Origin of the sequence: Mesorhizobium sp. BH1-1-5 (genome assembly GCF_020165615.1) — a bacterium.
Taxonomy (GTDB): Bacteria; Pseudomonadota; Alphaproteobacteria; order Rhizobiales; family Rhizobiaceae; genus Mesorhizobium.
In genome coordinates this window covers 26,136-53,046 of the sequence record NZ_JAIUIM010000019.1, presented here as the reverse complement: position 1 = coordinate 53,046, position 26,911 = coordinate 26,136, and the positions used below count along the sequence as shown (strand labels likewise).

At 63.9% G+C, this 26,911-nt stretch carries 30 protein-coding genes, 1 tRNA gene and 1 pseudogene; 20 read left to right on the top strand and 12 right to left on the bottom strand.

Annotation, left to right across the window (positions count from 1 at the left end):
• Nucleotides 1-72 precede the first annotated feature (72 nt).
• The 5 genes from plsX to LB572_RS23605 all read left to right on the top strand — a co-directional run bounded on the left by plsX (nt 73) and on the right by LB572_RS23605 (nt 3,617).
• Nucleotides 73-1,140 (top strand): phosphate acyltransferase PlsX, encoded by a 1,068-nt coding sequence (plsX, locus tag LB572_RS23625; RefSeq protein WP_224669412.1) that lies wholly within the window; start codon nt 73-75, stop codon nt 1,138-1,140.
• Nucleotides 1,141-1,149: 9 nt separating this feature from the next.
• Nucleotides 1,150-2,121: a beta-ketoacyl-ACP synthase III gene (locus tag LB572_RS23620; RefSeq protein WP_224669411.1), complete on the top strand. Its 972-nt coding sequence runs from the start codon at nt 1,150-1,152 to the stop codon at nt 2,119-2,121.
• Nucleotides 2,122-2,225: 104 nt separating this feature from the next.
• A complete protein-coding gene (locus tag LB572_RS23615; protein WP_023815657.1) occupies nt 2,226-2,549 on the top strand; it encodes an integration host factor subunit alpha in 324 nt (107 codons plus the stop codon).
• 132 nt (nt 2,550-2,681) lie between these two features.
• Complete coding sequence (locus LB572_RS23610; protein ID WP_224669410.1) at nt 2,682-3,221, top strand: MerR family transcriptional regulator; 540 nt, start codon at nt 2,682-2,684, stop codon at nt 3,219-3,221.
• A 93-nt stretch (nt 3,222-3,314) separates the two neighbouring features.
• Nucleotides 3,315-3,617 carry a glycine zipper domain-containing protein gene (locus tag LB572_RS23605; RefSeq protein ID WP_140809223.1) on the top strand — a complete coding sequence of 101 codons (303 nt, stop codon included), beginning with the start codon at nt 3,315-3,317 and terminating at the stop codon, nt 3,615-3,617.
• Between the two features lie 72 nt (nt 3,618-3,689).
• On the opposite strand, the gene LB572_RS23600 is transcribed toward LB572_RS23605, so the two are convergent.
• From LB572_RS23600 to LB572_RS23585, 4 genes are all read right to left on the bottom strand, one after another.
• Entirely contained in the window at nt 3,690-3,950 is a 261-nt protein-coding gene (locus LB572_RS23600; protein ID WP_224669409.1) for a hypothetical protein, read from the bottom strand.
• 150 nt (nt 3,951-4,100) lie between these two features.
• The gene (locus LB572_RS23595; RefSeq protein ID WP_224669408.1) at nt 4,101-5,093 is read right to left on the bottom strand and encodes an ATP-grasp fold amidoligase family protein; all 993 of its coding nucleotides are present in this window, start codon (nt 5,091-5,093) and stop codon (nt 4,101-4,103) included.
• A 117-nt stretch (nt 5,094-5,210) separates the two neighbouring features.
• Nucleotides 5,211-5,414 carry a hypothetical protein gene (locus LB572_RS23590; RefSeq protein ID WP_224669407.1) on the bottom strand — a complete coding sequence of 68 codons (204 nt, stop codon included), beginning with the start codon at nt 5,412-5,414 and terminating at the stop codon, nt 5,211-5,213.
• Between the two features lie 217 nt (nt 5,415-5,631).
• Nucleotides 5,632-6,240 carry a hypothetical protein gene (locus tag LB572_RS23585; RefSeq protein WP_140809230.1) on the bottom strand — a complete coding sequence of 203 codons (609 nt, stop codon included), beginning with the start codon at nt 6,238-6,240 and terminating at the stop codon, nt 5,632-5,634.
• A 297-nt stretch (nt 6,241-6,537) separates the two neighbouring features.
• Here LB572_RS23585 and LB572_RS23580 point away from each other — a divergent pair, with 297 nt between their 5' ends.
• From LB572_RS23580 to LB572_RS23550, 7 genes are all read left to right on the top strand, one after another.
• On the top strand, nt 6,538-6,804 hold the full coding sequence (locus tag LB572_RS23580) for a helix-turn-helix domain-containing protein (protein ID WP_224669406.1): 267 nt from the start codon (nt 6,538-6,540) through the stop codon (nt 6,802-6,804).
• 150 nt (nt 6,805-6,954) lie between these two features.
• Nucleotides 6,955-7,413 carry a YbaK/EbsC family protein gene (locus LB572_RS23575; RefSeq protein ID WP_140809234.1) on the top strand — a complete coding sequence of 153 codons (459 nt, stop codon included), beginning with the start codon at nt 6,955-6,957 and terminating at the stop codon, nt 7,411-7,413.
• A gap of 264 nt (nt 7,414-7,677) precedes the next feature.
• Nucleotides 7,678-9,006 (top strand): NAD(P)H-dependent oxidoreductase, encoded by a 1,329-nt coding sequence (locus tag LB572_RS23570; protein WP_140809235.1) that lies wholly within the window; start codon nt 7,678-7,680, stop codon nt 9,004-9,006.
• Between the two features lie 2 nt (nt 9,007-9,008).
• Nucleotides 9,009-10,037, top strand: coding sequence for a thiamine pyrophosphate-dependent dehydrogenase E1 component subunit alpha (locus tag LB572_RS23565; protein WP_224669405.1), 1,029 nt, complete (start codon nt 9,009-9,011; stop codon nt 10,035-10,037).
• On the top strand, nt 10,037-11,035 hold the full coding sequence (locus tag LB572_RS23560; RefSeq protein ID WP_140811512.1) for an alpha-ketoacid dehydrogenase subunit beta: 999 nt from the start codon (nt 10,037-10,039) through the stop codon (nt 11,033-11,035). The genes LB572_RS23565 and LB572_RS23560 overlap by 1 nt, the downstream gene beginning before the upstream one ends.
• Nucleotides 11,036-11,038: 3 nt before the next feature.
• The gene (locus LB572_RS23555; protein ID WP_224669404.1) at nt 11,039-12,406 is read left to right on the top strand and encodes a pyruvate dehydrogenase complex dihydrolipoamide acetyltransferase; all 1,368 of its coding nucleotides are present in this window, start codon (nt 11,039-11,041) and stop codon (nt 12,404-12,406) included.
• 126 nt (nt 12,407-12,532) lie between these two features.
• Entirely contained in the window at nt 12,533-13,708 is a 1,176-nt protein-coding gene (locus LB572_RS23550) for a DUF930 domain-containing protein (RefSeq protein WP_224669403.1), read from the top strand.
• A 1-nt stretch (nt 13,709) separates the two neighbouring features.
• Here LB572_RS23550 and LB572_RS23545 read toward each other — a convergent pair whose 3' ends face one another.
• Both LB572_RS23545 and LB572_RS23540 read right to left on the bottom strand, forming a co-directional pair.
• On the bottom strand, nt 13,710-14,366 hold the full coding sequence (locus LB572_RS23545; protein WP_263498286.1) for an HAD family hydrolase: 657 nt from the start codon (nt 14,364-14,366) through the stop codon (nt 13,710-13,712).
• Between the two features lie 103 nt (nt 14,367-14,469).
• Nucleotides 14,470-15,111, bottom strand: a complete 642-nt coding sequence (locus LB572_RS23540) for a hypothetical protein (RefSeq protein ID WP_140809492.1) — start codon at nt 15,109-15,111, stop codon at nt 14,470-14,472.
• Nucleotides 15,112-15,300: 189 nt separating this feature from the next.
• Here LB572_RS23540 and LB572_RS23535 point away from each other — a divergent pair, with 189 nt between their 5' ends.
• Genes LB572_RS23535 through ptsP form a run of 5 tightly spaced genes read left to right on the top strand, consistent with a single transcriptional unit; the run spans nt 15,301 to nt 20,005 of the window.
• Entirely contained in the window at nt 15,301-15,738 is a 438-nt protein-coding gene (locus LB572_RS23535) for a transcriptional regulator GutM (RefSeq protein WP_140809494.1), read from the top strand.
• A gap of 52 nt (nt 15,739-15,790) precedes the next feature.
• Nucleotides 15,791-16,558 carry a PTS glucitol/sorbitol transporter subunit IIC gene (locus LB572_RS23530; protein WP_127867858.1) on the top strand — a complete coding sequence of 256 codons (768 nt, stop codon included), beginning with the start codon at nt 15,791-15,793 and terminating at the stop codon, nt 16,556-16,558.
• 15 nt (nt 16,559-16,573) lie between these two features.
• Nucleotides 16,574-17,578 carry a PTS glucitol/sorbitol transporter subunit IIB gene (locus tag LB572_RS23525; RefSeq protein ID WP_140809496.1) on the top strand — a complete coding sequence of 335 codons (1,005 nt, stop codon included), beginning with the start codon at nt 16,574-16,576 and terminating at the stop codon, nt 17,576-17,578.
• A 27-nt stretch (nt 17,579-17,605) separates the two neighbouring features.
• Nucleotides 17,606-17,986 (top strand): PTS glucitol/sorbitol transporter subunit IIA, encoded by a 381-nt coding sequence (locus LB572_RS23520; protein ID WP_140809498.1) that lies wholly within the window; start codon nt 17,606-17,608, stop codon nt 17,984-17,986.
• A 45-nt stretch (nt 17,987-18,031) separates the two neighbouring features.
• A complete protein-coding gene (gene ptsP, locus LB572_RS23515; RefSeq protein WP_224669401.1) occupies nt 18,032-20,005 on the top strand; it encodes a phosphoenolpyruvate--protein phosphotransferase in 1,974 nt (657 codons plus the stop codon).
• 18 nt (nt 20,006-20,023) lie between these two features.
• Here ptsP and LB572_RS23510 read toward each other — a convergent pair whose 3' ends face one another.
• The gene (locus LB572_RS23510; protein WP_224669400.1) at nt 20,024-20,809 is read right to left on the bottom strand and encodes a hypothetical protein; all 786 of its coding nucleotides are present in this window, start codon (nt 20,807-20,809) and stop codon (nt 20,024-20,026) included.
• A 152-nt stretch (nt 20,810-20,961) separates the two neighbouring features.
• Here LB572_RS23510 and LB572_RS23505 point away from each other — a divergent pair, with 152 nt between their 5' ends.
• Nucleotides 20,962-21,975 carry a sugar-binding transcriptional regulator gene (locus LB572_RS23505; protein ID WP_140809505.1) on the top strand — a complete coding sequence of 338 codons (1,014 nt, stop codon included), beginning with the start codon at nt 20,962-20,964 and terminating at the stop codon, nt 21,973-21,975.
• 64 nt (nt 21,976-22,039) lie between these two features.
• On the opposite strand, the gene LB572_RS23500 is transcribed toward LB572_RS23505, so the two are convergent.
• Nucleotides 22,040-22,116, bottom strand: a tRNA-Pro gene (locus LB572_RS23500).
• A gap of 114 nt (nt 22,117-22,230) precedes the next feature.
• Here LB572_RS23500 and LB572_RS23495 point away from each other — a divergent pair.
• Nucleotides 22,231-22,419 carry a hypothetical protein gene (locus LB572_RS23495; RefSeq protein ID WP_224669399.1) on the top strand — a complete coding sequence of 63 codons (189 nt, stop codon included), beginning with the start codon at nt 22,231-22,233 and terminating at the stop codon, nt 22,417-22,419.
• Between the two features lie 69 nt (nt 22,420-22,488).
• Here LB572_RS23495 and LB572_RS34755 read toward each other — a convergent pair.
• Nucleotides 22,489-22,794 (bottom strand): annotated as a pseudogene (locus LB572_RS34755) (hypothetical protein); the annotation flags it as partial.
• A 373-nt stretch (nt 22,795-23,167) separates the two neighbouring features.
• Between LB572_RS34755 and LB572_RS23485 the strand changes: the two are divergent.
• The gene (locus tag LB572_RS23485; protein WP_224669398.1) at nt 23,168-23,305 is read left to right on the top strand and encodes a hypothetical protein; all 138 of its coding nucleotides are present in this window, start codon (nt 23,168-23,170) and stop codon (nt 23,303-23,305) included.
• Between the two features lie 130 nt (nt 23,306-23,435).
• Here the strand turns inward: LB572_RS23485 and LB572_RS23480 are convergent, their stop codons facing one another.
• The 3 genes from LB572_RS23480 to LB572_RS23470 form a co-directional block, all read right to left on the bottom strand.
• Nucleotides 23,436-24,971: an undecaprenyl-phosphate glucose phosphotransferase gene (locus tag LB572_RS23480; protein ID WP_140809507.1), complete on the bottom strand. Its 1,536-nt coding sequence runs from the start codon at nt 24,969-24,971 to the stop codon at nt 23,436-23,438.
• 99 nt (nt 24,972-25,070) lie between these two features.
• On the bottom strand, nt 25,071-26,198 hold the full coding sequence (locus tag LB572_RS23475) for a glycosyltransferase (protein ID WP_224669397.1): 1,128 nt from the start codon (nt 26,196-26,198) through the stop codon (nt 25,071-25,073).
• A gap of 10 nt (nt 26,199-26,208) precedes the next feature.
• Nucleotides 26,209-26,772, bottom strand: coding sequence for a polysaccharide biosynthesis/export family protein (locus LB572_RS23470; protein ID WP_224669396.1), 564 nt, complete (start codon nt 26,770-26,772; stop codon nt 26,209-26,211).
• Nucleotides 26,773-26,911 lie beyond the last annotated feature (139 nt).

The following is a 26,911-nucleotide window of genomic DNA, read 5'->3' as shown; positions in this document are numbered from 1 at the left end:
CCGAACCTTCGCGAGCCCCTTACCCTGGCAGGCATCCGCCGCAAGCCAGGCAAACCGTGAGAAAAGCACTACGTGATCAGGATTTCCATCGATGCCATGGGCGGCGATCACGGACCGAGCGTGGTCATCCCGGCGCTGATGACGGTCGCCATCCGCCGCCCTGACATCCGCTTCGTCATCTATGGCCGCGAGGACGTGGTGCGTCCCGAGCTCGCCAAGTTCCCGAAACTCGCCGAGGTGAGCGAGTTCGTCCATTGCGAAATCGCCGTGCGCATGGACGACAAGCCGAGCCAGGCGCTTCGTCATGGCCGCTGGAAGTCGTCCATGTGGAAGGCCGTCGAAGCGGTCAAGAACGGCGGCGCGCAGGCCTGCATCTCGGCCGGCAACACCGGCGCGCTGATGGCGATGTCGAAATTCTGCCTGCGCACCATGGCCACCATCGAGCGCCCGGCGATCGCGGCGCTCTGGCCGACGACGCGCGGCGAAAGCGTGGTGCTCGATGTCGGCGCCACCATCGGCGCGGATGCGCATCAGCTTATCGATTTCGCCATTCTGGGCACCGGCATGGCGCGCTCGGTGTTTGGCATCGAGCGGCCGAGCGTCGGCCTGCTCAATGTCGGCGTCGAGGAGATCAAGGGTCAGGAAGAGGTCAAGGAAGCCGGCCGCATGCTGCGCGAGGCCAACATGACCTCGATGAATTATCGCGGCTTCGTCGAGGGCGACGATATCGGCAAGGGCACGGTCGACGTGGTGGTCACCGAGGGCTTTGCCGGCAATATCGCGCTCAAGACCGCCGAGGGCACCGCAAGGCAGATCGCCGGCTATCTGCGCGCCGCCATGAGCCGCACGCTCATGGCCAAGATCGGCTATGTCTTCGCCAAGGGCGCCTTCGACAGGCTGCGCGAGAAGATGGATGTCGGTCGTTCCAATGGCGGCATCTTCTTGGGCTTGAACGGCATCGTGGTGAAGAGCCATGGCGGCGCCGATTCGGATGGCTTCGCGGCCGCCATCGAGCTCGGCTACGACATGGTGCGCAACAATCTGCTTGACCGGATCGAGGCCGACCTCGATCTGTTCCATGCGCGCAACCCGACCGCGCAGGCAAACAGGAAATCCGGCGTCGCCGACGCCGAGGAATAGGAAAGAGCCTTGATCAGATCAGTCGTGCGCGGCAACGGTGCCGCGCTGCCCCGCCGCATCATGAAGAATGCCGACTTCGAAGGCATGGTCGAGACCTCCGACGAGTGGATCGTCCAGCGCACCGGCATTCGCCAGCGCCACGTCGCCGCCGACGACGAAACGACGGCCTCGCTCGGCGAGGCGGCCGCGCGTGCCGCGCTGGGCAGCGCCGGCATAACGCCCGCCGATATCGACCTCATCATCCTGGCGACCTCGACGCCCAACAACACGTTCCCGGCGACCGCCGTCGAAATCCAGAACCGGCTCGGCATGCATCACGGTTTTGCCTTCGACATGCAGGCCGTGTGCTCGGGCTTCGTCTATGCCGTCGCCACCGCCGACCTTTATATCCGTGGCGGCCTCGCCAAGCGCGTCCTGGTGATCGGGTCGGAAACATTCTCGCGCATCCTCGACTGGAGCGACCGTTCGACCTGCGTGCTTTTCGGCGACGGCGCCGGCGCGCTGGTTCTCGAAGCGGAAGACGGAGCCGGTGTGATTACCGACCGCGGCGTGCTGGCGGCCAGCCTGCGCTCCGACGGCGCGCACAAGGACAAGCTTTTCGTCGATGGCGGCCCTTCGACCACGGGAACCGTCGGCCATCTCAGGATGGAAGGCCGCGAGGTGTTCAAGCATGCCGTCGGCATGATCACCGATGTCATCGAGGCGACCTTCGGCGAGGCCGGCATTACGGCGCAGGACCTCGACTGGTTCGTGCCGCATCAGGCCAATAAACGGATTATTGACGCTTCCGCCAAGAAGCTCGGGATTGCCGAGCAGAAAGTGGTGGTCACCGTCGATTTACACGGTAACACCTCGGCTGCCTCGGTGCCGCTCGCTTTGTCGGTGGCGGTCGCCGACGGCCGCATCAAGAAGGGCGACCTTGTGCTTCTCGAGGCGATGGGTGGGGGTTTCACCTGGGGCGCGGTGTTGCTCCGCTGGTAAGTGCCGAACTCGCCGGTTCGGTTCTTGACCTTGCCGGATCAATTACTTAGGCTCTGCCTTTACCTGTATCGATTTACGTTTTTGCTCGCGGATGGGACGGTCGCATGGGGGGAAAGACACTTACGCGTGCCGACCTTGCTGAAGCCGTTTATCGGAAGGTTGGCTTGTCGCGAACGGAATCGGCGGAGCTCGTCGAGGCTGTCCTGGACGAAATCTGCGAAGCCATCGTTCGCGGCGAGACGGTGAAGCTGTCGTCATTCGCCACCTTCCATGTCCGTTCCAAGAACGAGCGCATCGGCCGCAATCCCAAGACCGGTGAGGAAGTGCCGATCCTGCCGCGCCGTGTGATGACGTTCAAATCGTCGAACGTTCTCAAGAGCCGTATTCTGCGTTCGCATCAGAACAGCAAGGGCAAGGGCGGCAAGTAATTTGCTGGCGAATGCGGTTGAAAACAGCCGGTCGTTTTGACGCTGGGCTTGAATATCGTTTCATAAATCGCTGAAATAAGGCACGATTCGGCATCATGAACCGGATCGCGGTCCAGTGTGGAGGATTGGCCCATGGACAAGAGCCCGGATGCTTTCCGCACCATCAGCGAAGTCGCGGAAGATCTCGATCTGCCGCAGCATGTGCTGCGTTTCTGGGAGACGCGCTTCACCCAGATCAAGCCGATGAAGCGTGGCGGCGGCAGGCGCTATTACCGGCCGCAGGACGTCGAGCTCATCAAGGGCATCAGGCATATGCTCTATGATCAGGGCTATACGATCAAAGGCGTGCAGAAGCTGTTGCGGGAGAACGGCAACCATTTTCTGGTCGCCATCGGCAATGGCGACATGGCCGCCGTGGAGGCGATCGCCCAGCGCCGCCAGGCCGAGCAGGTGCCGCTGACCGCAGCCGCGCAGCCGCGCAGCGACGAGGATGCGCTGGTCGGCCAGCCGAAGGTGAAACCCAGCCGCCGTTTCTTCGGCCTCGGCAAGAACGACGAGGAAGGTCCGGTTCAACCCGATTCTTCGAAATTGTCGCGTGACAACCGCGCGTTGCTGCAGGAGGCACTGTTCGACCTCTTGGAATGCAAGCGCCTGCTCGACCAGGTTCGTTGAACGGTCATCGTTCCGCTTGGTGCCGCGCGGCCGGCCCGCCGGAACTGGCTCGTCGTCCGTGCGTTAGGCTTCTCGAAGAGAAGGACAACAAGCATGGCATCGTTTTCGACCCTCTCCGACCTTGATATCGACAAGCAGGTCGCGGCGCTTTCGCGACAGTTGCACGATCTCAAGAAGGTTCTGGCCAGGCGCGGTGACGCCTATTACGAGGATGGCCGCGAGGCGGCGTCCGACTATTATTCGCAACTTGCCGATCGCCTGCACGAGGCGTTGCCGGCAATAAGGCGCAGGGGTAGGGCGCTCGAGCGTACGGCGCGCGACCATCCGGCGACGACCGTCGCCGTCGGGTTGGTCGTGGTCGGACTGCTTGCTGGCCTTCTTATCGGCCGGCGCTGATCTATCGAGAGGATACAAACAGAAATGGCGGCCGTTCTCGACGGCCGCCATTTCCGTGCCACTCGGCTCGCGTTACTTCGCGAGCTTGATCTGGCTCTTGGGGTCGACCTGAGCGGTAGCCGGGCGGCACTTGCCGTACACGGTGCCGGACGAATCGGTGCCGTCGACATATTTGCCTTTGCAGTTGAGCTGCAGCACCACGCACGCGCCGTGGCCCTTGCAGACAGCGCCGTCATTGCTGGGCAGGATGCCGGCCGAAGCCGGAGCCGAGACGGAGCCGAAAGCCGAGACGACGAGAGCCGCGGCGAGGGTGATACGCTTGAAGTTGGTCATTTGAGTATTTCCTTCCATTGGTTGTTGGGATCGCCGTCCTGGCGTCCCGTTGGGTTGAGGAGCACCTTCGCGGTGCCCATGGCCGCTTAGTGCCGGCCCCAATGGAAAGGTTCATATGCCGCGCGATTTTTTTCGTTTGACCGGCGATGTTTATGTTCGGCCATGAAATTTATCGGAGCCTCGCATCGCGCATCTGGCACGCAGCGCCTCGGCATAGAGCCGGTTCACTCCGCGATGCGGTCGTTTGAGATAGGCCGAGTCTTCAAGCCGCCAGAACCGTTCGAGCCGCGTGGCGATGACAGGGTTGGTCCATGTGCCATAGCCGGCAGCGGAATAGATGCAGATCTCGCCGGCATAGAGACCCTTGTCGGTGACCAGGAAATCGACCCTGGCATGATCGAGGTCTCCCGCGATATTTGGCGCCAACGCTATCGTCTGCCGGACAAGGTCGAGCAAGGCGGGACCGACCGGCAGGGATTGGTCTTCGCGCGGATAATCCGGATCGCGTCCGGATAACGGATGGCCCTCGCCGTCGAACAGATGCGAGCGCCCGGCGAGCTTGTCCTCGGCCCAGACATGGCTGATATCGCCGCTGCAGACATGGACCTTGATGTCGGTGGCGATCGATACGCTCGCGAGCGTCAGCCTCTCCTCGATGAAGACAGCGGGTTCTATCGGCCAGTAGGCCCATTCGCCATTGCGCCGCCCATAATTTTTCCCGAGCCATCGCCTTGCCTTGCGCACGATCTCGGACCAGGCGGGCCGACCGGCGGAAACGAAAATGTTCATCGCGCAGCCGTGGCTCGCCTTGACGACGACGTTGCCGGCCAGCAAGCCGGCGGGGATGTCTTCGGGATTCCGCCCGGCCCACAGCGTTTCCGCCACCGGCAGTTCGGGGCAGGCGGCGCGGATATAGGCCTTCGCCGCCAGCTTGTCGGTCAGCATCACGAACCGTGGATTGCGGTCGACGATCTTTCGCCACAACATCAACTCGTTGTAGCGCGTCGGGGCGGCGGGATTTGGCAGATAGCCGAGCTTCATCACGAAGCGGGCAATGAGAGCCGGATGGCGAAGCGTCAGGACGGCACGGGCGACCGCCAGCACCAGGCGGTGTCTGGCCCGCAGATCAACACAGGCCCACATCACGCATATTCCGGAATGCGATTCGACATCACCGGATAATCAAGCAGAAAATTCCGATGGGAAGACCGGTCCGCTCTAGCGGCGAAGGCCTGCCTTCCCATCGGCTGAAGGGAAGGATCAGGCCTTCTTCGGAGCCATCTTCTTGTGGTGGTGATGATGATGGTGGTGATGGTGATGGTGACGGTGATGATGCGTGCGGTGATGACGATGATGGTGATGCTTCTTCATCGGAGCCGCATCGGCGCTGGTGGCGCCGAGGATCGGCATGGTGAACGCCAGGGCCAGAGCCAGCCCGAGCGCGGAGAGGAGGGACTTCTTCATGACTTCGTTTCCTTTTTACGCGGGCGTTCCGAGATACACCGGAGCAAATCGGTGACCCAAGCCTCGCGATAGGGACTATCCTCCTGGTTTTTTTCGACAATTTTTCCCAAATGTAGATTTTTGTTTCTGGATTGTTTCTGAGAGCCCTCTAGCGCCGCGTGCCCCCGCCCTGAGGGACGACGTCGCGCGATCCTTGGAAGGATCCGGCCGCCTTGCCTCACATGGGCGGCGCGAAGCCGTGATTCCCGACCACGACCCGGTTGGCGAGGAGCTTGCCATCACCGCCCCGCTCGGCGTTGACGAACACTGCGATGCCCGGCTTGAGATCGGCCGACGTGGCGCTGGCGAACGTCACGATAGGTGTCGTCTGCGGAATCGCGATCTGCTTCTTCTGGCCGTTGTCATAGGTGAGCGTGACCGTGCGGCCTTCGATCTCGGTGACGTCGGCGACGGTGCCGTTGGTCATGCGGCTGTTGGGCTGCAGATCCCAGTCGCGATCGCCTTCGCCCGTACCCTTCAGCGCGGCCGGGAAGATCACGACTTCCAGCGCGCCACTGCCGCCGTCGGCCTTGGATATCGAGGCGATGCCGAGAAAATCGCCCTGCTTGATATCGGCCGCCGATGCCTTGGCGACGCCCGAAATCTTCCAGCCGTCGGCAAGCGTGATCGCATCGGTCTTGCCGTCGCGGTCCTTCACCGTAAGCATCGATCCGGCAACGCTGACGACAGTGCCTCGAATGCGTGCGGCATCCGCCGCCCACGCTTGCGTCGCGCCGATGACACTTGAGATTGCGCCAAGCACAATTGCGAATGATTTCAAATTCATGGCATTAGATCCTTCCGAGAATTGCCCGGCGCCGTCCGTCGGCCGCCGGTGACGGCTAGCTAACGAATCTCGGCATCGAAAATGCCGGCGAATCCGGTCACGGACCTTCAAAAGAACTTGATTGAGCGCCGCGCGACCTTACATGTACGAAGCCCGAGGCATTCGGCCAAAACGCCGCTCACGATGGTGTGACGCCGCATCGGTGCTCTTGGCAAATCATTTGTTAACGAGCATTCTCCCGCCCGTCTCAGGCAACGCCACTTTTCATCCGACCTGTTTCATCTTTAAGGAGTTGCCATGCCCAACACCGCACGTAACGCTGTTTCCAACGATATCATTGCCGCGCCCGGCCTCAATCCATTGAAAGCCGCTCGCGAAACGAGGGGATACACGATCGAGGAACTTTCTTTGACCTGCGGCCTGGCCGTGGGCGAGATCGTCGACATCGAGGACGGCAAGGACGCCGACCCCGCCAAGCTCCGGCGCATCGCTTCCGCGCTGCAAGTGCCGGAAGAGGAATTGATCAGGGTGCCGGTTGAAGAGAATCGGCCCACGCAGCAATAGAGACGCTGGAAGCGTCCACCCAGGAGCCCGCCGAGGTTTTGCCCGGCGGGCTTTTTAGTGCCTGCGAAGCGGAGGCGCTGGCTCTTGCCAATAATGGTCGCGTCATGCGATTCGCCACCGCTGCTGTTGGACAGACCTGACGAGGGTATTATGAGCTTGGAATCGGTTCGCGCCTTCTTTGCCGAGCACGCGCCGGACGTGGAGGTCATCGTCACCGAGGCAAGCTCGGCCACCGTCGCTTTGGCCGCCGAAGCCCATGGCGTCACGCCGGCACAGATCGCCAAAACGATCTGCTTGCGGGTCGGCGACGAGACAATGCTGGTCGTGACCAGTGGCATCGCAAGGCTCGACAACCGCAAATTCAAGGACAGGATGGGCGGCAAGCCGCGCATGCTGGGCGGCGAAGAGGTGCTGGCAGTCACCAGCCATCCGCCGGGCGGCGTCTGCCCGTTCGGCCTGCCGGCGCCGCTGCCCGTCTATTGCGATCTGTCGCTCAAGGCCTTCGACGAGGTCGTTCCCGCGGCCGGTGCCACCAATGCCGCGGTGCGCATCACACCGCAGCGCATGACCGATCTGGTCGGCGCCGTATGGGTCGACGTTTGCCAATAACAATTGCCGCCTAGATATCTTCTGATGGTTCGTTGCGGGCCGTAGCTCGGCTTTGGCTGGCACTCGGCCTCGCTCCGGTCGCAGCCGCTTGCTTCCATTGGTCTGGTACAGGTGCGCGCCGCCCGCGCCTTTCGCCGTTGCGCCTCGACCAATTCGAAAAGCGTCGACTATTGGCCAAATTATGGACATTAGTCTTGACAGAAATACATATGTTCAATACCCGTCAAGCAACCGAACAGCATGCGATTGGGAGGAATACACGGTATGGCATCCAACATTTCGTTGACGGGCCTTGCCCGCGATCTCGAGGAGCGGGCCAAGTCCGGCAAGCCCATCCGCATCGGCCTAATCGGCTCCGGCGAAATGGGCACCGACATCGTCACCCGCGTCGCCCATATGTCCGGCATCGAGATCGGCGCCATTTCGGAACTCAACCTGCCGGCGGCGAGCAAGGCCGTCGATATCGCGTTCCAGGAAACCGGACACGCGCGGGAAGTGTCGACCGCCTCGGCGATGACCTCGGCCATGGAGGCGGGCAAGATCGCCGTCACCAACGATTCCAGCCTTGTCATCGGCAATGACCTGATCGACGTGGTCATCGATGCGACCGGCGTTCCGGCCGTCGGCGCCGAGATCGGCCTGCGCGCCATGGAGCACGGCAAGCATCTGGTGATGATGAATGTCGAAGCCGACGTCACCATCGGCGCCTATCTCAAGGCAGAAGCTGACCGCCTCGGCGTCACCTATTCGCTGGGCGCCGGCGACGAGCCGTCTTCCTGCATGGAGCTGATCGAATTCGTCTCCGCCATGGGCCATCCGATCGTTGCCGCGGGCAAGGGCAAGAACAACCCGCTCAACATCGACGCCACGCCTCCGGACTACGAGGAGGAGGCGAAGCGCCGGCATATGAATGTGCGCATGCTGGTCGAATTCGTCGACGGTTCGAAGACCATGGTCGAAATGGCGGCGATCGCCAACGCGACCGGGCTGGTTCCCGACAAGCCTGGCATGCACGGCCCGGCGGCGACGCTCGGAGAACTGTCGAAGGTGTTGGTGCCGCAGAAGGACGGCGGCGTGCTGTCGAAGGTCGGCGTCGTCGACTATTCGATCGGCAAGGGTGTCGCGCCCGGCGTTTTCGTCGTCGCCGACATGTCGCATCCGCGCATTTCGGAGCGCATGGAAGACCTGAAGATGGGCAAGGGCCCGTACTTCACCTTCCATCGTCCCTATCACCTGACCTCGCTGGAAGTGCCGCTGACCTGCGCCCGTGTCGTGCTTTACGGCAAGGCCGACATGGTGCCGCTGGCCAAGCCGGTGGCCGAAGTGTGCGCCGTCGCCAAGAAGGATCTGAAGCCCGGCGACAAGCTCGATGCCATCGGCGAGTATTGCTATCGCGCCTGGATCATGACGGCCCCGGAAGCCCATGCGGCGCGCGCCATCCCTTGCGGCCTGCTGCAGGGCGGCTCCGTCACCCAGCCCATCAAGAAGGGCGAGCTCATCACCTATGCCAACGCGGCGCCCGCGCCGGGCTCGAAGATCGCCGAGCTGCGCGCCCGCCAGGACAAGATCGTGTACGGCGCTGTGGAGGCGTGATCATGGCTGGAGCCAGCAAAGCCGTCGTGGATAGCCGGGCCAACCTGCCTTTCGTCTATCGCCAGTACAGCCCGGAGCAACTGAGAGCGGTGCTTCACAAGATGTATCTCATCCGCCGCTTCGAAGAGGGCGCGGAAGAGTGCTACACGCGCGGCCTGATCCACGGCACCATGCACCTGTCGATCGGCCAGGAAGCCAGCGCCATGGGCATCTGCATGCCGCTCGCCGAGGATGACCAGATCACCTCGACGCATCGCGGCCATGGCCATTGCATCGCCAAGGGCGCCGAGGTCAGCCGCATGTTCGCCGAGTTCTTCGGCAAGACCACGGGTTACTGCAAGGGTCGCGGCGGCTCCATGCATATCGCCGATGTCGCCAAGGGCAATCTCGGCGCCAACGGCATCGTCGCCGGCGGCATTCCGATCGCGGTGGGCGCAGCGCTCTCGTCCAAGATGATGAAGACCGGCAAGGTCGTGGTCTCCTTCTTCGGCGACGGCGCCAACAATGAAGGCGCCTTCCACGAGGCGCTGAACATGGCGGCGATCTGGAAGCTGCCGGTGATCTTCGTGTGCGAGAACAACGGCTACGGCATGTCGACTTCGACGGCGCGCTCGACCGCGGTGAAGAACATCGCCGAGCGGGCAGCCGCCTATTCGATGCCCGGCGTCATCGTCAACGGCAATATCTTCTCCGAGGTGGCCGAGGCGTCCTTCAAGGCGGTGGAGCGGGCGCGCGCGGGCGAGGGGCCGACGCTGATCGAGTCCAAGACGTATCGCCACCGCGGCCATTCCAAGAGCGACCGCAACCGCTACCGCACCAAGGAAGAGATCGAGGATTGGATGGCGAACCGCGATCCGATCACGCTGTTCGAGACCGAGCTGCGCGATTTCGGTTTCATCGACGACCAGGGCATCCAGGCGATCCGCGACGCGGTCGCCAAGGAGATCGCCGACGGCATCGAGTTCGCCAAGGTGAGCCCGGCGCCCGAGATCGCCACCCTTCAGAACTATGTCTACACGGAGCATGCGTGATGGACGCCGCGCTGCGTGAACTGAGCTACGCCCAGGCGATCCAGGAAGCCATGGCCATCGCCATGGACATGGACGAACGCGTCTTCCTGATGGGCGAGGATATCGGCGTCTATGGCGGCGCCTTCCAGGTGACCGGCGATCTGGTCGAGCGCTACGGCACCGACCGGGTGATCGACACGCCGATTTCGGAACTGGGCGGCGCCGGCGTCGCCGTGGGCGCGGCCGTCACCGGCATGCGGCCGATCTTCGAATTCCAGTTCTCGGATTTCGCCACGCTCGGCATGGAGCAGATCGTCAACCAGGCGGCCAAGATGCGCTTCATGCTTGGCGGCGAGGTCTCGGTGCCGGTTGTGATGCGGTTCCCAGCCGGCTCCGGCACGGGCGCCGCCGCGCAGCACAGTCAGAGCTTGGAGGCCTGGCTTGGGCATGTGCCTGGGCTGAAGGTGATTCAGCCCGCGACGCCGCACGATGCCAAGGGCATGCTGCTTGCCGCGGTCGCCGATCCGGACCCGGTCATGATCTTCGAGCACAAGCTGCTCTACAAGATGAAGGGCCACGTGCCGGAAGGCCACTACACCGTTCCGATCGGCAAGGCCGAGATCCGGCGCGAAGGCCGCGACCTCACAATCGTCGCCACGTCGATCATGGTGCAGAAGGCGCTCGACGCCGCTACGGCGCTGGAAGGCGAGGGCATCGACATCGAGGTGGTCGATCTGCGCACGATTCGTCCGATCGACAGGCAGACCGTCATCGACAGCGTGAAGAAGACCTCGCGCCTGCTCTGCGTCTACGAAGCGGTGAAGACGCTCGGCATCGGCGCGGAAGTGAGCGCGCTCGTCGCCGAAAGCGAGGCGTTCGACTATCTCGACGCGCCGATCGTGCGCCTCGGCGGCGCCGAGACGCCGATCCCCTACAATCCGGATCTGGAAAAGGCGACGGTGCCGCAGGTTCCCGACATCATCACTGCTGCCCGCGACCTCGTGAAAGGGGTCCGCTGAGCGATGCCGACCGAAGTCATTCTTCCCAAGGTCGACATGGATATGGCGACCGGCCAGATCTCGCGCTGGTTCGCCGAGGAAGGCGCTCGCGTCAAGAAGGGCGACGTGCTCTTCGAGATCGAGACCGACAAGGCCGCGATGGAGATCGATGCGCCGGCCAGCGGCACGCTGCGCAACGTCACCGGCAAGGAACGCGTCGACATTCCCGTCGGCGAGCCTGTAGCGTGGATCTATGCCGACGATGAGGTCTATGCGGCTGAGGCGGCGCAGAACAAGGCTCCAATCTCCCCCCAAGTGGGGGAGATGTCGGCAAAGCCGACAGAGGGGGGCGCTGTCCCGCCAACGTCTCGTTCCGTCGCGCCCCTCTCTGCCCTGCCGGGCATCTCCCCCACAGGGGGGGAGATCAGCCAATCGCCGACCGTCGGGCGTGCGACGCCGCTTGCGCGCCGCTTGGCCCGTGAGGCGGGCCTGGCGATCGCCGGCATACAGGGTAGCGGTCCGCGCGGTCGCGTTGTGCGTGCCGACGTCGAGGCTGCTGTCGCTTCCGGCGGCGCCAAGGCCGCGCCGACGGCGAAGGCGCCTGCGGGCGCCCCGTCCGCTCCGGCCCCTGCGCCCAAGCCGATGTCGGACGACCAGGTGCTGAAGCTGTTCGCCGAAGGCTCCTACGAGCTCGTGCCGCACGACAACATGCGCAAGACCATCGCGCGCCGCCTGGTCGAGGCCAAGTCCACCATCCCGCATTTCTATCTGACGCTGGATTGCGAGCTCGATGCGCTCTTGGCGCTGCGCACGCAGTTGAATGCCGCAGCCCCGATGAGGAAGACCGATAAGGGCGAGGCCCCGGCCTACAAGCTCTCGGTCAACGACATGGTGATCAAGGCGATGGCCATGGCGCTGATGGCGGTGCCGGACGCCAACGCCTCCTGGACGGACAGCGCCATGGTCAAGCACAAGCATGCCGATGTCGGGGTTGCGGTGTCGATCCCCGGCGGCCTGATCACGCCGATCATCCGGCATGCGGATGAAAAGACGCTGTCGGTCATCTCCAACGAGATGAAGGACCTGGCCAGCCGCGCCAGGAGCCGCAAGCTGAAGCCCGAGGAGTATCAGGGCGGCACGACGGCGGTGTCTAACCTCGGCATGTTCGGCATCAAGGACTTTGCCGCCGTCATCAACCCGCCGCATGCGACGATCCTGGCGGTCGGCGCCGGCGAGGAGCGGGCGGTGGTGAAGAAGGGCGAGATCAAGATAGCGACGGTGATGTCGGTGACGCTCTCGACCGACCATCGCGCGGTCGATGGCGCGCTTGGCGCGGAGCTGCTCGGCGCCTTCAAGCGCATGATCGAGAACCCGATGGGCATGCTGGTGTAAGCCAATCCCTGCAAGGCCTTGATCCGACGCCACGGGCCGTCCGATCACCGACTTGTCAGGCCGGCAGCACGCACGAATTCCGGCAAGCGCTTGAAGCCGCCGTCATTTCGTTCCACATCGGGCGCAATGAACGGCAAGATGCGGGAATGGTTTCGGAATTGGCGGTGGGCCTTGGCCGCATCGCTATTCCTGCATGCCCTGATTGCAGCGTTCCTATTCTTTGGCCTGCCGAGACCCGAGCAACAGCCGGATCAGCAGGAACAGCCGGTCAACGTCGCGATCGTGCCGCCGCCGGAACAGCCAAAGCCGAAACCCGCTCCAAAGCCACCGGAGCCGAAACCTGAACAAAAGGTCGAAAAGCCGCCTGAGCAGCCCGTGCAAAAGCCTCCGCCTCCGCAGCCGCCGAAACCGCAGGACATCCCGGTTCTGAAGCGCGTTTTCCAGTATGGCGAGAAGGATACCGGCCCGGAGAAATCAGCCGACGGAGGCAGCGCTCCATCCAATGCGCCGTCGCCAGCCCAGAATGAGCCCGCGAAGCCGCCGGTCGCGCCGAAGCCCGCGCCCAGCCAGCCCGCTTCGCCTGCAACGCCCGAGCAGCAGGCGGATTCCAGCAAGGCTCAAGAGAAGCCGGCAACCGCGACGCCGGACGAACAACCCGCGCAAAGCGAGGAGAAGCAGGCCACTGAAGATGCCGACAAGCAGCAGCCCGACAAACAGGAGACGCCGCCGCAAACCACCGAACAGCAATCGGCCGTGCCGTTAAAGCCATTGACGTCCGAGTCCGGCGACAAGCCCGCGCCGCCATCATCAGCGGAAAAGGCAAAGCCTAAACCTTCCAAGGCGATGAAGTTCAAATCCGCAAGAGCTTTGAGAGCGCCAAGCGTGAACCCGGGAAGGTCGAACTCTGCCGACAGCGAGGTCGCGGGATCGCCGATCTATTCCGGCCTGCCGGGCGTCAGAAAGCTCTACTCGCCGGGTGCGACCGGCAATGCGCTGGCCACGAGCTCGATGGAGAACGTGCCGCGCGATCAGCGCGTCGCCAATCTGTGCGCCAACGTCCTGAACCAGGAATTGCAAAGTGCTGACTATTCGCCGAAATGGCTGCCGACCATTCCCCTGAAGCAGGGCAATGTTCTCAACCCCACGCAAGCCGCCTTCAGCACGACAACCCAATGGTTCGATCTGAGCTTCCGCTGCGAGGTCGACGCCGATGCGACGAGGGTCCTGTCCTTCAACTTCCGCGTGGGGGGATTGGTGCCGCCCGGTGAGTGGACCCGGCGGCGCTTCCCAAGCCTCCGCTAGCTTAAGCCGGCACGCCCAGTCTGGCCAACTCTCGGCCGACCTCATGCCAGTCGGCGCAGACGAAATCGGCGCCGGCAGCCTTCAGCCGCGCGCCGTGCTCGGGATAAGTGTGCCCGCCGCCGATATAGCCCATCGCAATCATGCCGGCCGCGACAGCGCCCTGGATGCCGAAGGGCGAATCCTCGATGACAACGCAGTCGCTTGGCTTTGCGCCCATCTTTTCGGCGGCGTAGAGGAAGATATCGGGCGCCGGCTTGCCGTTCTTCACCATTGAGGAGGAAAAGATCGCCTCGCCGAAGAAGCGCGCAAGCCCCGTCACCGCCAGGCTGTGGTTGATGCGTTCGACCGAAGATGACGAGGCGACGCAGCGGTCGCCGGCAAGCGCGCCGAGGAATGGCGCGATCCCCGGCGTCGGCTTCAACTCCTCGGAAAAGAGCAGCTTGGTCTCGGCCCAGATATCGCCGTCGGCGGCGGGTGGAAACTGATGGCCGGTCAGTTCCTTGATTTTGACGATGATGTCGGACTGCTTCATGCCGATGCATTGGGCGATGATGCCGCCATGGACGCCGGGCATGCCGTGCTTCTCGTAGACGCGCTCATAGGCCTTCGCGGCCAGCGGCTCGCTGTCGACGAGAACGCCGTCGCAGTCGAAAATCATCAGTCTGGATTGCGCCACGCGTTTCTCCCGGCCTCACAATGTGCACATCGCTATCGATAAAAAGTCAGATGTTCAATAGTAAGGCGGCGACGTCCCCAACGCATCAAAGCTGGCGCAGCGCCTCGCTGACCGGCGTGGATCCGAGCGCGCGCTGCATGGCCTGGCGCGACTGCGCGCGGTCGGGGGTGATCCAGTTGGGCTCGGCGCCGAGGAAGCGGTCGAGGAAGGCCACGGCATAGGCCGGCATCTCTGTGGTGTTCTCGCGATAGGACCACCAAGTGCGCAGGTCGTCGGCGCATTTGTCGATGCTTGGCGCCGTGCCGAACTCCTGCTCGTGCACGGCCAGGATCGCCGACACGCAGTAGTTGGTATAAAGGAAACCTTCCGGCCAGAAGCGCACGATTTCCGCCGTGCCGGCATTGGCCTCTGTCTCGATCATTTCGGTGAGGCCGGAAATCTCGCGCGCCGGCGCCTGCCGGATCAGCTCGCGCAGCACCAGCCCGGCGGCGAAGACGATGAAGTCCGCGCGGTCTATCGCCGCGAATCGCTTCTGCGCTTCCATGACTTCGATCCAGTCGAGGAAGGCGCGCGTCAGCTTGGCCTCGTCGATCTCGAAGCGCACGCCGAAGGTTTCCGACACCACCTTCGCGCTGCTGCGGAAAGTAGCGCGAAACCAGCGCAACTGCCGCAGCCGGTGGCGAAGGTCCGGCATAAGCGCCAGTTCGTGCCTGAAGGGCAGATCCATGTCTCATTTCCCGTTTGACCACAGGCTAGCACAGGCCCCGCCGATGCCGAAACCGGCCAGCCGCCTGTGGAGCGTTATGGCGGCTAATATAATACATGTTGACATTCGAGGAAACAAATGTTCTCACTTTCGGGTCATCTCGCCTCCGTCCAATATGAGCCGGAGAAAGAGACTCGGGAGGAAACCGAAATGGCGATCTGGCAGTGGGCGCTGCTTCTGCTTTTTGTTGTCTGGGCGCTGCAATCGTTGGGCGTCTGGCTGCAGATGCGGCATTATTCGGACGTCTTCAAAGGTGTCACCAACCAGTACAAGGACGGCTTCGTCGGCGCCGGCAATTTCCGCGGCCGCCTCGCCAAGGGCACCATCGCGCTCGTCGTCGTGACGCCGGATCTCATCGTGCGCCGCATGATGGTCATGAGCGGCCGCTCGGTGCTGACCAAGTTCAAGCGACATGAAGAATTCGAGGGCGTCCCCCTCGATCGACTCCGGTCCAACCCTGCGATCATGGGGGAGGGGGAACCCGGTGTGGCCGAGGCCGTGAAACGGGCGATCGAGCAGATCGACCGCGCGCGGTCGGAGCCGGGGAAGAAGCCGGGCCTGTCCGGCTTGAACGTAGCAAGGGCTTAAACGACACCGGCGGCCGGCTGGGAATGACCGGCAGGGGTCATAAGGAGGAGAAATGTCTGTAATTTCGTTATTGGCGCAGCATGCCGACCTGGCGGTGCACAACCTGCATGTCGCAGGCACCATGGTCTCGGACGCTGCCTGGCACGGCAAGCTCGGCGTCGAGCATGCCACCGATCATCTTGTTGTCCTGGCGCAGGCGACGACCGACAATGCGCCGGTCACCGCCGATCAGCTGAAGGAACAGCTGAAGAACGTGCAGCAGGAAGAGCAGCTCGGCTGGCTGACCGCGATCGGCAAATACTTCATCGGCATCTTCCAGAAGGGCGGCGAAGTGTTCGCCGGCTTCGTCACCGGCATCATCCCGACTCTGGTGGTGCTGATGACCGCCTTCTACGCCGTCACCGAACTGGTCGGCGAAGAGCGCGTCCACGGCCTGGCGCGCGGCGCCGGCCGCATCGCGCTGACCCGCTATACCGTGCTGCCGGTCCTGTCGGTGTTCTTCCTCACCAACCCGATGGCCTACACCTTCGGCTCCTTCCTGGAAGAAAAGCACAAGCCTGCCTTCTACGACGCTGCGGTGTCCTACGTGCATCCGCCGCTCGGCCTCTTCCCGCACATCAACCCCGGTGAATATTTCGTCTGGGGTGGCATGCTGGTCGCGCTACTCGACCTCGAGAAGCGGGGCGTCATCGCCAACGGCTATCACGTCAAGGTGGCGATCTGGTACGCCATCGTCGGCCTCGTCGTCATCCTACTGAAGGGCATGCTGACCGAGCGCATCACCGCCATCATGGCACGCCGCCAGGGCGTCGAGCTCTAAGGGCGGGAGGACACCATGGCCAAGACATACAAGGCAGTAAAGATCTCGAGGGGGTCCACCGGTTGGGGTGGCCCGCTGGTCATCGAGCCGACCGAACAGCGCAGCAAGGTCGTGTCAGTAACCGGCGGCGGCATTCATCCGGTGGCGCAGCTCATCGCCGACATGACCGGCGCCGAGGCGGTGGACGGCTTCAAGGCGCCGCCGATCGAAAGCGAGATGGCGGTCGTCGTCGTCGATTGCGGCGGCACCGCGCGCTGCGGCGTCTATCCGCGCAAGCGTATCCCGACCGTCAACCTGACGCCAGTCGGCCAGGCGGGTCCGCTCGCCCAGTTCATCACGGAAGACATCTACGTTTCGGGCGTGAAGCCGGCCAACGTCGTAATGGCGGACGGATCCGAGGCGGTCACCACTGCGGGGGGAGCAGCATCGATGAGTTCAAGCAGCACCAATACAGCCAGGGCGGCGGAGCCGCTGCCGAGCGAAGGCGGGCTTATCGGCCTGATCAGCTCGATCGGCCGCGTCATGGGCCGTGTCGTCGGCATCTTCTTCAATTCCGGCCGCCGCACCATCGACCAGGTCGTCCGCAACGTGCTGCCCTTCATGGCCTTCGTGACCATGCTGATCGGCCTGATCCTCTATACCGGCATCGGCGACGTGCTGGCGCAGCCGATGGGACCGCTGGCCAACAACATCGTCGGCCTGCTGGTCATCTCGGCCATCTGCGGCCTGCCGTTCCTGTCGCCCATCCTGGGGCCAGGCGCGGTCATCGCCCAGGTCATCGGCGTCGCCATCATCGGCCCGCAGATCGCCAACGGCACCATCTCGCCCGCAATGGCTCTGCCGGCGCTGTTTGCCTACAACACCCAGGTGGGCTGCGACTTCGTTCCCGTCGGTCTGGCGCTCGGTGAGGCCAAGCCGAAGACGATCGAAATCGGCGTGCCGGCGGTGCTCATCAGCCGCCAGATCATGGGCCCGGTCTCCGTGCTGATCGCATGGGTCGTCTCCCTGATCGTTTTCTAAGACATCAACAATATCGAGGTTCGCCATATGTCGGTTCTTCTCAAGACACGGGTCACGGCAATAGGACCCGAAGTGGCGGACCTCGCCGAGGGCGGCGTGGTCATCCTGTTCGCGGATGGCTCACCTCCCGAACTGGCCGAGGTTTCCGTGCTTCATCTGGCAGAGCAGGGACCCAGTGACGACGCTCCGAAAAAAGGCGCGTCGATCACGCTCGGACCGGTTTCGGCGACGATAACGGCCGTCGGCGAAACGGCCTGGAGCAAGGTCCGCGAAATGGGCCATGTCGTCATCTCCTTCAACGGCGCGACCGAAGCCGAAAGGCCCGGCGAGTTGTGCGCGTCGGAGATCGACACCGGAGCGCTGGTGACGGCGCTGACGCCGGGCGCTGTCATCACCATCGCCGCCTGATAGGATTTGCCGTCAACGGACGGCGCCATAAGCTAGAGTATTGCCATGGAACGCTCGACCATCGTCAGAGTGCACGAAGGTTTGCACGCCCGTCCCGCCACGCGGTTCGTCAAGCTCGCCAAGGGTTTCGAATCCGATGTCGAGCTGGTCAAGGACGGCAAGGCGGTCAGCGCCAAGAGCTCGGTCAAGCTGATGCTGCTGGCGGTGAAAGAGAACCAGGAAGTCACCGTGCGCGCCAGCGGCGCCGACGCCATCGAAGCGATCGAGGCGCTGATCGGCTATCTGGAGAACCCGCGCGCCGGCCTCGACGACGAAGCGGGTGAGGGTGGCTCGGAAGCAGCCGCACCTGCCCCGCAAGCGACGCCGACGGCTGCCGCGTCTGCGGATGGAACACCGAAACTCCAGGGCGTCGCCGCCAGCGAGGGCGTGGCCATAGGGCCGGCCTTTGCCCATTTCCCGGCCGAGATCGAGGGACCAGGCAGGCGCCTGCTGGCCGATGAGATCGACGGCGAGCTCGAGCGCTTCCGCGGCGCTGTTGCCAGCGTCCAGGCGCGCATGGACCGCACGCTTGCCAAGGACAATCTCTCGGCCGGCGACCGTGGTATCGTCGCGGCGCTGCGCGACATCGCCGCCGACGACAGCCTGACCGGTGAGGTCGAAAAACTGATCAAGGAAGGCGACGACGCGGTGTCGGCGGTCATTGCGGCCGCGGCCGCTGTCGCCGCCGATTTCAGCGCGGTCGACGACCATTATCTCAATGCCCGGGCCGACGACGTCCATGCCGTCGGCCGGCAGATCTGCCTGGTGCTCCTTGGCCAGGACGAGGTCAGCCTGGAGACGATACCGCAGGGTGCGATCCTGATCGCCGACGACATCGGCGCCTGGGACCTGGCGCGCGCGCCGCTGAAGCGCATCGGCGGCGTGGTCTGCGGCCATGGCGGCGCCACCTCGCATATCGCCATCATCGCCCGCTCGCACGGCATCCCGGCGGTGCTGGGCCTCGGCGACAAGGTCAACGCGTTGCGTACCGCCAGTCAGGTGGCGATCGACGGCAATGCCGGGCATGTGATCGTCGATCCGGACGAGGCCACGCGGGCTGACTTCTCCCGCCGCGTTGAAGCAGCGGCGCAGGAGCGCGCGGGCCTCAAGATATTCAAGGGCGTGACGCCGATCCGCGCCGACGGCACGGTGATCGAGGTCGCGGCCAATATCGGCTCGCTCGAGGAGATCGAAGCGGCCCAGGAAGTCGGCGCCATGGGCGTCGGGCTGTTCCGCACCGAGTTGCTCTTCATGCGCCACATGCACCTGCCGTCGGAAGACATGCAGGCCGAGACCTACAGCGCCCTGGCCAAGGCGTTTGCGCCGCATTCCGTCATCGTGCGCACGCTCGACATCGGCGGCGACAAGCCGATCGCCGGCATCGAATTCCCGGACGAGGAAAATCCCTTCCTCGGCTGGCGCGGCATCCGCATGTGCCTCGACCGCCCCGACATCTTCAAGCGTCAGTTGCGGGCGCTGCTGCGCGCCGCAGTCCACGGCAACATCAAGGTGATGCTGCCGATGATCTCGGAGATCGCGGAGGTCACGCGCACCCGCGCGCTTGTCGAGGAATGCGCGGCTGAGCTGAAGGCCGAAGGCGTGCCGCACGCGGGCTTCGACCTCGGCGTGATGATCGAGACGCCGGCCGCCGTGCTGATTGCGCCGGCGCTGGCAAAGGAAGTGGCGTTCTTCTCGATCGGCACCAACGACCTCACCCAGTACATCATGGCCGCCGACCGCCTCAATCCGACGGTGGCCAAGCTCAATGATGTCACCAATCCAGCGGTGATGTCGGCGATCGAGCTGACGGCCAGGGCGGGTGTCGCCGCCGGCATCATGGTCGGCATGTGCGGCGAGGCCGCTGGCCGTCCGGACCTTATCCCGACTTTTATCAAGATGGGCCTGACCGAGCTCAGCATGAGCCCGGCCTCGATCCAGCGTGCCAAGAAGACGATCGCCGCCATGGCGGCCGAAAAATAACCGATGTCGAACGGCCGGTTACGTCAGATGCGCGAGCAGGGTGGCGAGAACCGGTGTCAGTTCCTTGGCCGCATTGGCCTGGCCGCAAGCCTGCCGGATGCGATCCGCCCGCACTTCGGCCGCCAGCACCGCGATCTCGAGAATGTCGGGCTCGGGCGTGCCGCCGTCCGCCTTGGTCGCCAGTCCGCAGGCAAGCATCACGGGCGCAAGGCACCGGATGTCGAGACACCGGTCGCCGGCGATCGCCGGGCCTGTGCCGATCTCGCCAGGCTGGACCGGACGATGGTTGAGGCATTCGACGAGGAGAGCCGCGCAAGCCGCGGCGATCTGGTCCGTGGACGCCGCGTCCGCCGTCGCGGCAGCCAGAAGATCCGCGTGGCGCTTGCGCATCGCGGCGTGCACGGCGGAAAAACTCGCCTCGTGAACGCGCGGATTATCGATGCCGTAGCCAGCGAGAACCGCGCGGGTCAGATAATACATGTCACGCCTGAACTGGCGTTCGCCGCCGATCTGCCGGTCTTCATCGCCTTGCGGGAAATAGGCTCGCAGGCTTTTGACCGTCGTGCCGTCGACCTTGAGCGGCCGGGAATGCGGAACGAAGGATTCGGCGATCGTCAGCGCCTCGTCGACGGCGCTCGCGGCATGGCCAAGCAGGCTGCGGCCCGGAAAGGGCGGCAAATTACCCGCGATATCGTGCTGGCTATCGCCGGCGCTGTCGTGACGGCTCTGGCGGATGGTGTCGCGCAGTTCCCGAAGGCGGTCCTTCAGGTTGGCGCGGACATCTTCGGAGATTTGTCGCAGCATCGCCAATCGCCTCGAAATGCGGAAGCCGGTCAGGGCTTGGGGCACCAGTCGCCCTCTCTAGATTGTTCGCCTCGATTGGTAGATCAATAGACGATATTTAACCAGCATGCAGAATCGGCGAGGCAGCATCATCGCCGGGCTTGGAGGGGAAATTGGGCAGGCGGCGGCAGGGCGAATCCGAAAACGGCAGGGCGGCGGCCGAGGCATCCGAGCAGGTCGTTAGCGAAAGCCGGACCGACCGCCTCAGGATCCGCGCCGCCTGGATGTATTTCGTCGAGCAGATGACGCAGAACGAGATTGCCGACGTGCTCGGCGTCGGCCGCGTCACCATCGTGCGCATGCTGGCGGAGGCGAGGGCGCGCAACGAGGTGAAGATCACCATCGAGAGCGAGCTTCTGGAGATCGTGCGGCTGGAGCGGGTGCTGGAGAAGACCTTTGGGCTGCAGCAGGCGCTGGTCGCGCCGCTCACCGACCCCACCGCCGATCCGATCCCGGCAATCGCCGCCAAGACTGGCATGTTCCTGTCGGACGCGATGAAATCCGGCATGCGGGTCGGCGTCGGCTGGGGCGTCACGCTGTTCCATACCTTGCCGTTCATCAGCGCCAAATCGCTGGCTGATTTCAGCGTGATCTCGCTGCTTGGCGGCGTCGGCGTCGCGCGTCGGGTCAACCCCGCCGAATTCGCCTGGCGCTTTGCCCAGATCTTCCAGGGTGACGGCTATCTGATGCCGACGCCGGCCGTCGTCGACAGCGTCGAGACCAAGATCGCGCTGGTCGAGCGTTGCGGTCTGCAGGAGATCTTCGAGATGGCCGACGCGCTCGATGCCGTGCTGCTCAGCGTCGGCGGCATCGCTTCGGCCACCACCTTCTCGCGCGGCGGCTTCCTCAAGGAAGCGGACCGCGAGGCTTTGCTGGCGCGCGGCGCCGTCGGCGACCTTCTGTTCCATTTCTACGATCGCAATGGCGATCTGGTCGACCATCCCGTCAACAGCCACGTGATGTCGGTGGATGTCGATCGCCTGCGCAAGGCGCCGATCCGCATCCTCACCTCCGGCGGTGCGGAGAAGACAGAGGCGCTGCTCGGCGCCATGAACCTGATCGCGCCGACCATCCTGATCACCGACGAGGAAAGCGCGCGGCGCATGTTGGCGGCGCATGCGGATTAGGCTGCAGGCATAAACCCGCCTGGCACACTCGTGCCGTCTTCGTGGGGGATTTCAAGGATTTAAATGGTCGGAGTGGCCGGATTCGAACCGACGACCCCTTGACCCCCAGTCAAGTGCGCTACCGGGCTGCGCTACACTCCGGACCGGGTGGCGATGTATCGTGATAAGGCGGTGCGGGTCAACCGAATTCGGTGCCTGTCGCGCAGGCGAAATTGCAAGCAGGTATGCAGGCGCTCCCAGCCGCAATTCCCGCTGGTGCCGGTATTCCAGCGCGATCGCGCCCCAGACCAGGCCGAGCAGCAGGTAGAGATGGCGCCAGTGGTCGATGTCGATGAAGGTGCCGAGCCCGACATTGCCGAGATAGGCGACATAGGCGCAGAGCAGATAAGGCTGCCATGGCCGGTCGCGCAACAGGATGCGGAAGCCGGCGCCTATCGTCCATAGCGTCAGCGTCAGGAATGAGATGAAGCCCAGCCAGCCGTAATCCATCAGCGCCTTCAGCCAGATGTCGTGCGTGTCCTCGCCGTAGATCGTGCCGAAGACCAGCGGGCCGATGCCGAGCGGATGCTCCATCGCCAGCTGGAAGCCGATCGTGTAGCGGGCGAAGCGGCCGAGCCGCGCCGAATCGTAGCTCTGCTCGAGCTGCGCGCGCTGGGTGAACATGTCCGACACGCCGGGCAGTTGCAGGATGATCAGAAAAGCGATGACCAGCAGCGCCACGGCCGCGATCGTCATCACCACCACCCGCAGCCGGAACTTGCCGCTGGTGCTCTGCAGGAACAGGCACGCGGTAAGCAGCACCGCCGACACCGCGAACATGCCCCACGCGCCGCGCGAGAAGGAGAAAAAGATGCCGGCGGTGATGATGAGCAGCGGCACGGCCAGAAGCGGCATGCGCGACACCGGGCCGGTCAACAGCAGATAGAGTAGATAGGTGCCGGGCAGCACCAGGAACGGCCCGAACACGTTCGGGTCCTGGAAGGCGCCGGCCGCGCGATCGTATTTGGTGAACATTTCCGCGCCGGGAAAGACATGGAAATAGCCGGCAATGCCGAGCAGCGACGTCGCCACCGCCGACACGACATAGGCGTTGAAGATCAGCCGGTAGAGGCTGGGCTGGACCGAGGTCACCGAGGCGAAGAACACCGCGCTGAAGGCCAGGAACAGCGAGACGGCGAGATAGAGCGGCGTGTTGGCGAGATCCGCCATCTGCGTCATGGCGATCATGCCGCCGATGTTCATCGCCACCAAGAGCACCAGCAGGGGCACGATCGCGCGCGAGATTCGAAGGCCGAACAGCGCCCAGACGGCGATCAGCCCGGCCATGTAGATTTCGTAAGGCGCGGGCTCGCTGATGACGAAGCCGGAGAGCAGGATGCCGATGCCGATCGCCGCCGACGCGATCAGCGAAATCAGCTTCGCGTTGACCGCTTGCGGCTGCAACGGATAGGCGATGGCGCTCAATACGCGTTTTCCGTGTTGAGCAGGCGAATCGGCGTCAGGAACAGGATGCGCAGGTCGAACAGCATCGACCAGTTCTCGATGTAGTAGAGATCGTATTCGGTGCGCATGCGGATCTTTTCGTTGGTGTCCATCTCGCCGCGCCAGCCGTTGATCTGCGCCCAGCCGGTGACGCCGGGCTTGACCTTGTGGCGGGCGAAGTAGCCGTCGACCACCTCGTTGTAGAGCAGATTGTGCGACTGCGCGGCGATGGCATGCGGGCGCGGCCCGACCAGCGACAGCGAGCCGAACAGCGAGTTGAAGAACTGCGGCAGCTCGTCGATCGAGGTCTTGCGGATGAAGCGCCCGACGCGGGTGACGCGCGGATCGTTCTTGGTCACCGTCTGCTTGGCGGTCGGGTCGGACCGGTCGGTATACATCGAGCGGAACTTGTAGACCTCGATGATCTCGTTGTTGAAGCCATGCCGCTTCTGCTTGAACAGCACCGGTCCCTTGCTGTCGAGCTTGATGGCGATCGCGGTGGCGAGCATCACCGGCGAAAAGAGGATGATGCCGACAAGCGAGAAGACGATGTCGAAGGCACGCTTGGCGACCGAATCCCAGTCATTGATCGGCTTGTCGAAGATGTCGAGCATCGGCACCGAGCCGATATAGGAGTAGGCGCGGGGCCTAAACTGCAGCGCGTTCGAATGTGCCGACAGCCGGATGTCGACAGGCAGCACCCAGAGTTTCTTCAGAAGCTGCAAGACGCGCGATTCGGCGGTCAGCGGCAGCGACACGATGAGCATGTCGATGCGCGCGATGCGGGCGAATTCGATGAGCTCGGAAATCGTGCCGAGCTTTGGATAGCCGGCGACGATCGGCGGCGAGCGCTTGTCGTTGCGGTCGTCGAATATGCCGCAGATGCGGATGTCGTTATAGGGCTGCTTCTCGACAGAGCGGATCAGCTGTTCGGCCGCCTTGCCGCCGCCGACGATGAGCGCACGGCGCTCCATGCGGCCGTCGCGCGCCCAGCGCCGGATCAGCGTCGACATCACCAGCCTAAGGCCGAAGATCAGCAAGAAACCGGCTGCGAACCAGGTGCCGAACAAAAGGCGCGAATAGTCTTCCGAGGCCTTGATGGCAAAGGCGGTGAGCGCCATCAGCGCGAAGCTGCCGGCCCAGACGAGCAGCAGCCGGCCGAAATTGGCGAGCGGACGCATCAGCGCCGCGATCTGGTAGCAGTCGGTCACGTCGAGCAGCACCACGGCCAGGAACGACGTCGCCGCGATCGCCAGCGGATACTGCCACGCCAGATAGGTGAAGAAGCCGACATAGTGGAAATAGACGGCGAGCCCCGACAGGAACAGCAGCGCGAACTCGACCATGCGCAGCACGCCGCTGACCATGATCGGCGACATGGTATCGCGCCGGTATTGCGAGGCGACCTGGCGCGCCACATCGTTGATGCCGCCAGGCTTTTCGCCGTCGGCGGGAGCGTCGTAGTTGCGCACCGCATCCATGGAAAAGCGGTGCGCGGGGTCGATCTCATTCATGGGAACAGTCCGCGAGCTTCGCGCAACTGCATAGCAAAAGAGAGCTAAGAAAGCCTTGAAACAACCGGTGGTTTTGAAGCAGTCGTGTCGGCCGCTTGTCTACTTGTTCAGCGCGGCGAAATAGGCCTTCTCGATCTCCGCCGCCATCACATCGGCTCCGAACCGGGCTTTGAGCTCGTCCGTCTGCGGCATCGCCTTCCGGTACGCCTCGCGGTCGTCCAGCACCGTGCCCATCTTTGCCGCGAGCTGGGAGGGATCCGGCCGGATCAGGGCAGGGGAGTTTTCGCCGAAGATTTCCGGAATGCCGCCGACCGCGGTCGCGATCATCGGCATGCCGGCGGCCAGGGCCTCGAGTACGATATAGGGCATCGCTTCCGCGCGGGAGGGCACGACGATCAGCTCGGCCAGCGCGAAAGCGTCCCGTGCCGGCATGGGCGGCAGGAAACGGACATGGCTCTTGAGGCCGAGCCGCTCGACCTGCGCGTGGTAGCGCGGCAGGTCGTCGCCATCGCCGACCATCACCGCGCTCAGCGGACGGCCCAGCTCGCCGCCGGCCAAAGCCAGCGCGTCGATGAAGATATCCGGGCCTTTCAGGTCGCGCATCATGCCGATGTACAAGAAATCGGCGGCATTCGCCGCCGCCACCGGTTCGAATTCGGCGGCGCGCAGGCCGTTATAGACGAGCGTGTTGGGTATGGGCGGCTCGCCGACCTTGCGGCGATAGGTGTTGCGCTCGTAGTCGGAAACGAACAACAGGCAGTCGGTGAAGCGCGCCATGAAGCGCTCCAGGCCGAAGAACAGTTTTCCCGTCGCCGTCGTTTCGTCATAGTGGAGGGAGCCGCCATGCGGCGAATAGAGGCGGGCAACGCGAAACCTTGATACCCGCAACAGTGAGCCGAACAGCCGGGCATAGGCGCCACCCTTGGCGCCGTGCCCGTGCAGCACGTCCGGCCGCAATTCCTGGATGATTCGATAGGTGCGCCAGGCCGAGGCGAGATCGCCCGGCCCGACATGGCGCTGCATCGGCGTGCGATGGATGCCGAGCGCCAGACTGTCCTTCATCGCGTCGAACAAGCGCTCTTCATAGTCGCCGCCGGTGGTCGAGTCGCAAACGATTCCCACCGCATGGCCGGCGGCGACCTGCGCCTCGGTCAGGTCGCGCACATGCCGGAAGATTCCTCCGACAGGTGAGCGAAAGCAGTGGACGATCCTGAGATTCACCGCCACGACGGGTTTTTCAGAACAGGCGTTCGCGGACGTAGACGGTGTCGCCGGGCAGGAGCGGATCGGATGTCAGCACCCGTCCGGTCATCACTTTGCCGTTGATGTCGCGGGTGATGTCGACGCTGCCCTGATTGGCGCGCGGCGTGAAGCCGCCAGCAATGGCGACCGCCTTTTGCACCGTGAGTCCCGGCACGTAGGAATACTGGCCGGCAGCGCCCACTTCGCCCATGACGAAGATCGGCCGGTAGCGGTCGATTTCGACCGAAACGTCGGGGTCGCGCAGATAGCCTTGGCGCAGCTTGTCGGCGAGCTCCTTTTCCAACTGCTGCGCGGTGTGGCCGCGCGCCGGCACCGCGCCGACCAGGGGGAAGGAGAGATAGCCGGATTGGTCGACGCTGTAGGTGTTGGTCAACCCGTCCTGCTCGAACACCGTGACACGGACGCGGTCGCCCGCGCCGAGCCGGTAAGGTTGGTCGAGCACCTCGTGGAAGGCGGCGGGCGTCGGGCGATAGCTCGAACAGCCGGTCAGCAGCGACAGGGCAAGCAAAGCGCGAAAGAGGGAAGCAGTGCTTTTCATGACCGGCCAGGAACCTTCATCGCTCTTGCCGCAAGCCGCGGCCAACCCCAGGAAAGTGCGACCGTTATCATCCTGTTAGGGTTAATGGGCGGTAAAGGAGTGCGGTCCGGGAGGGCGCGGATCGGCAAAAAGCCCAATT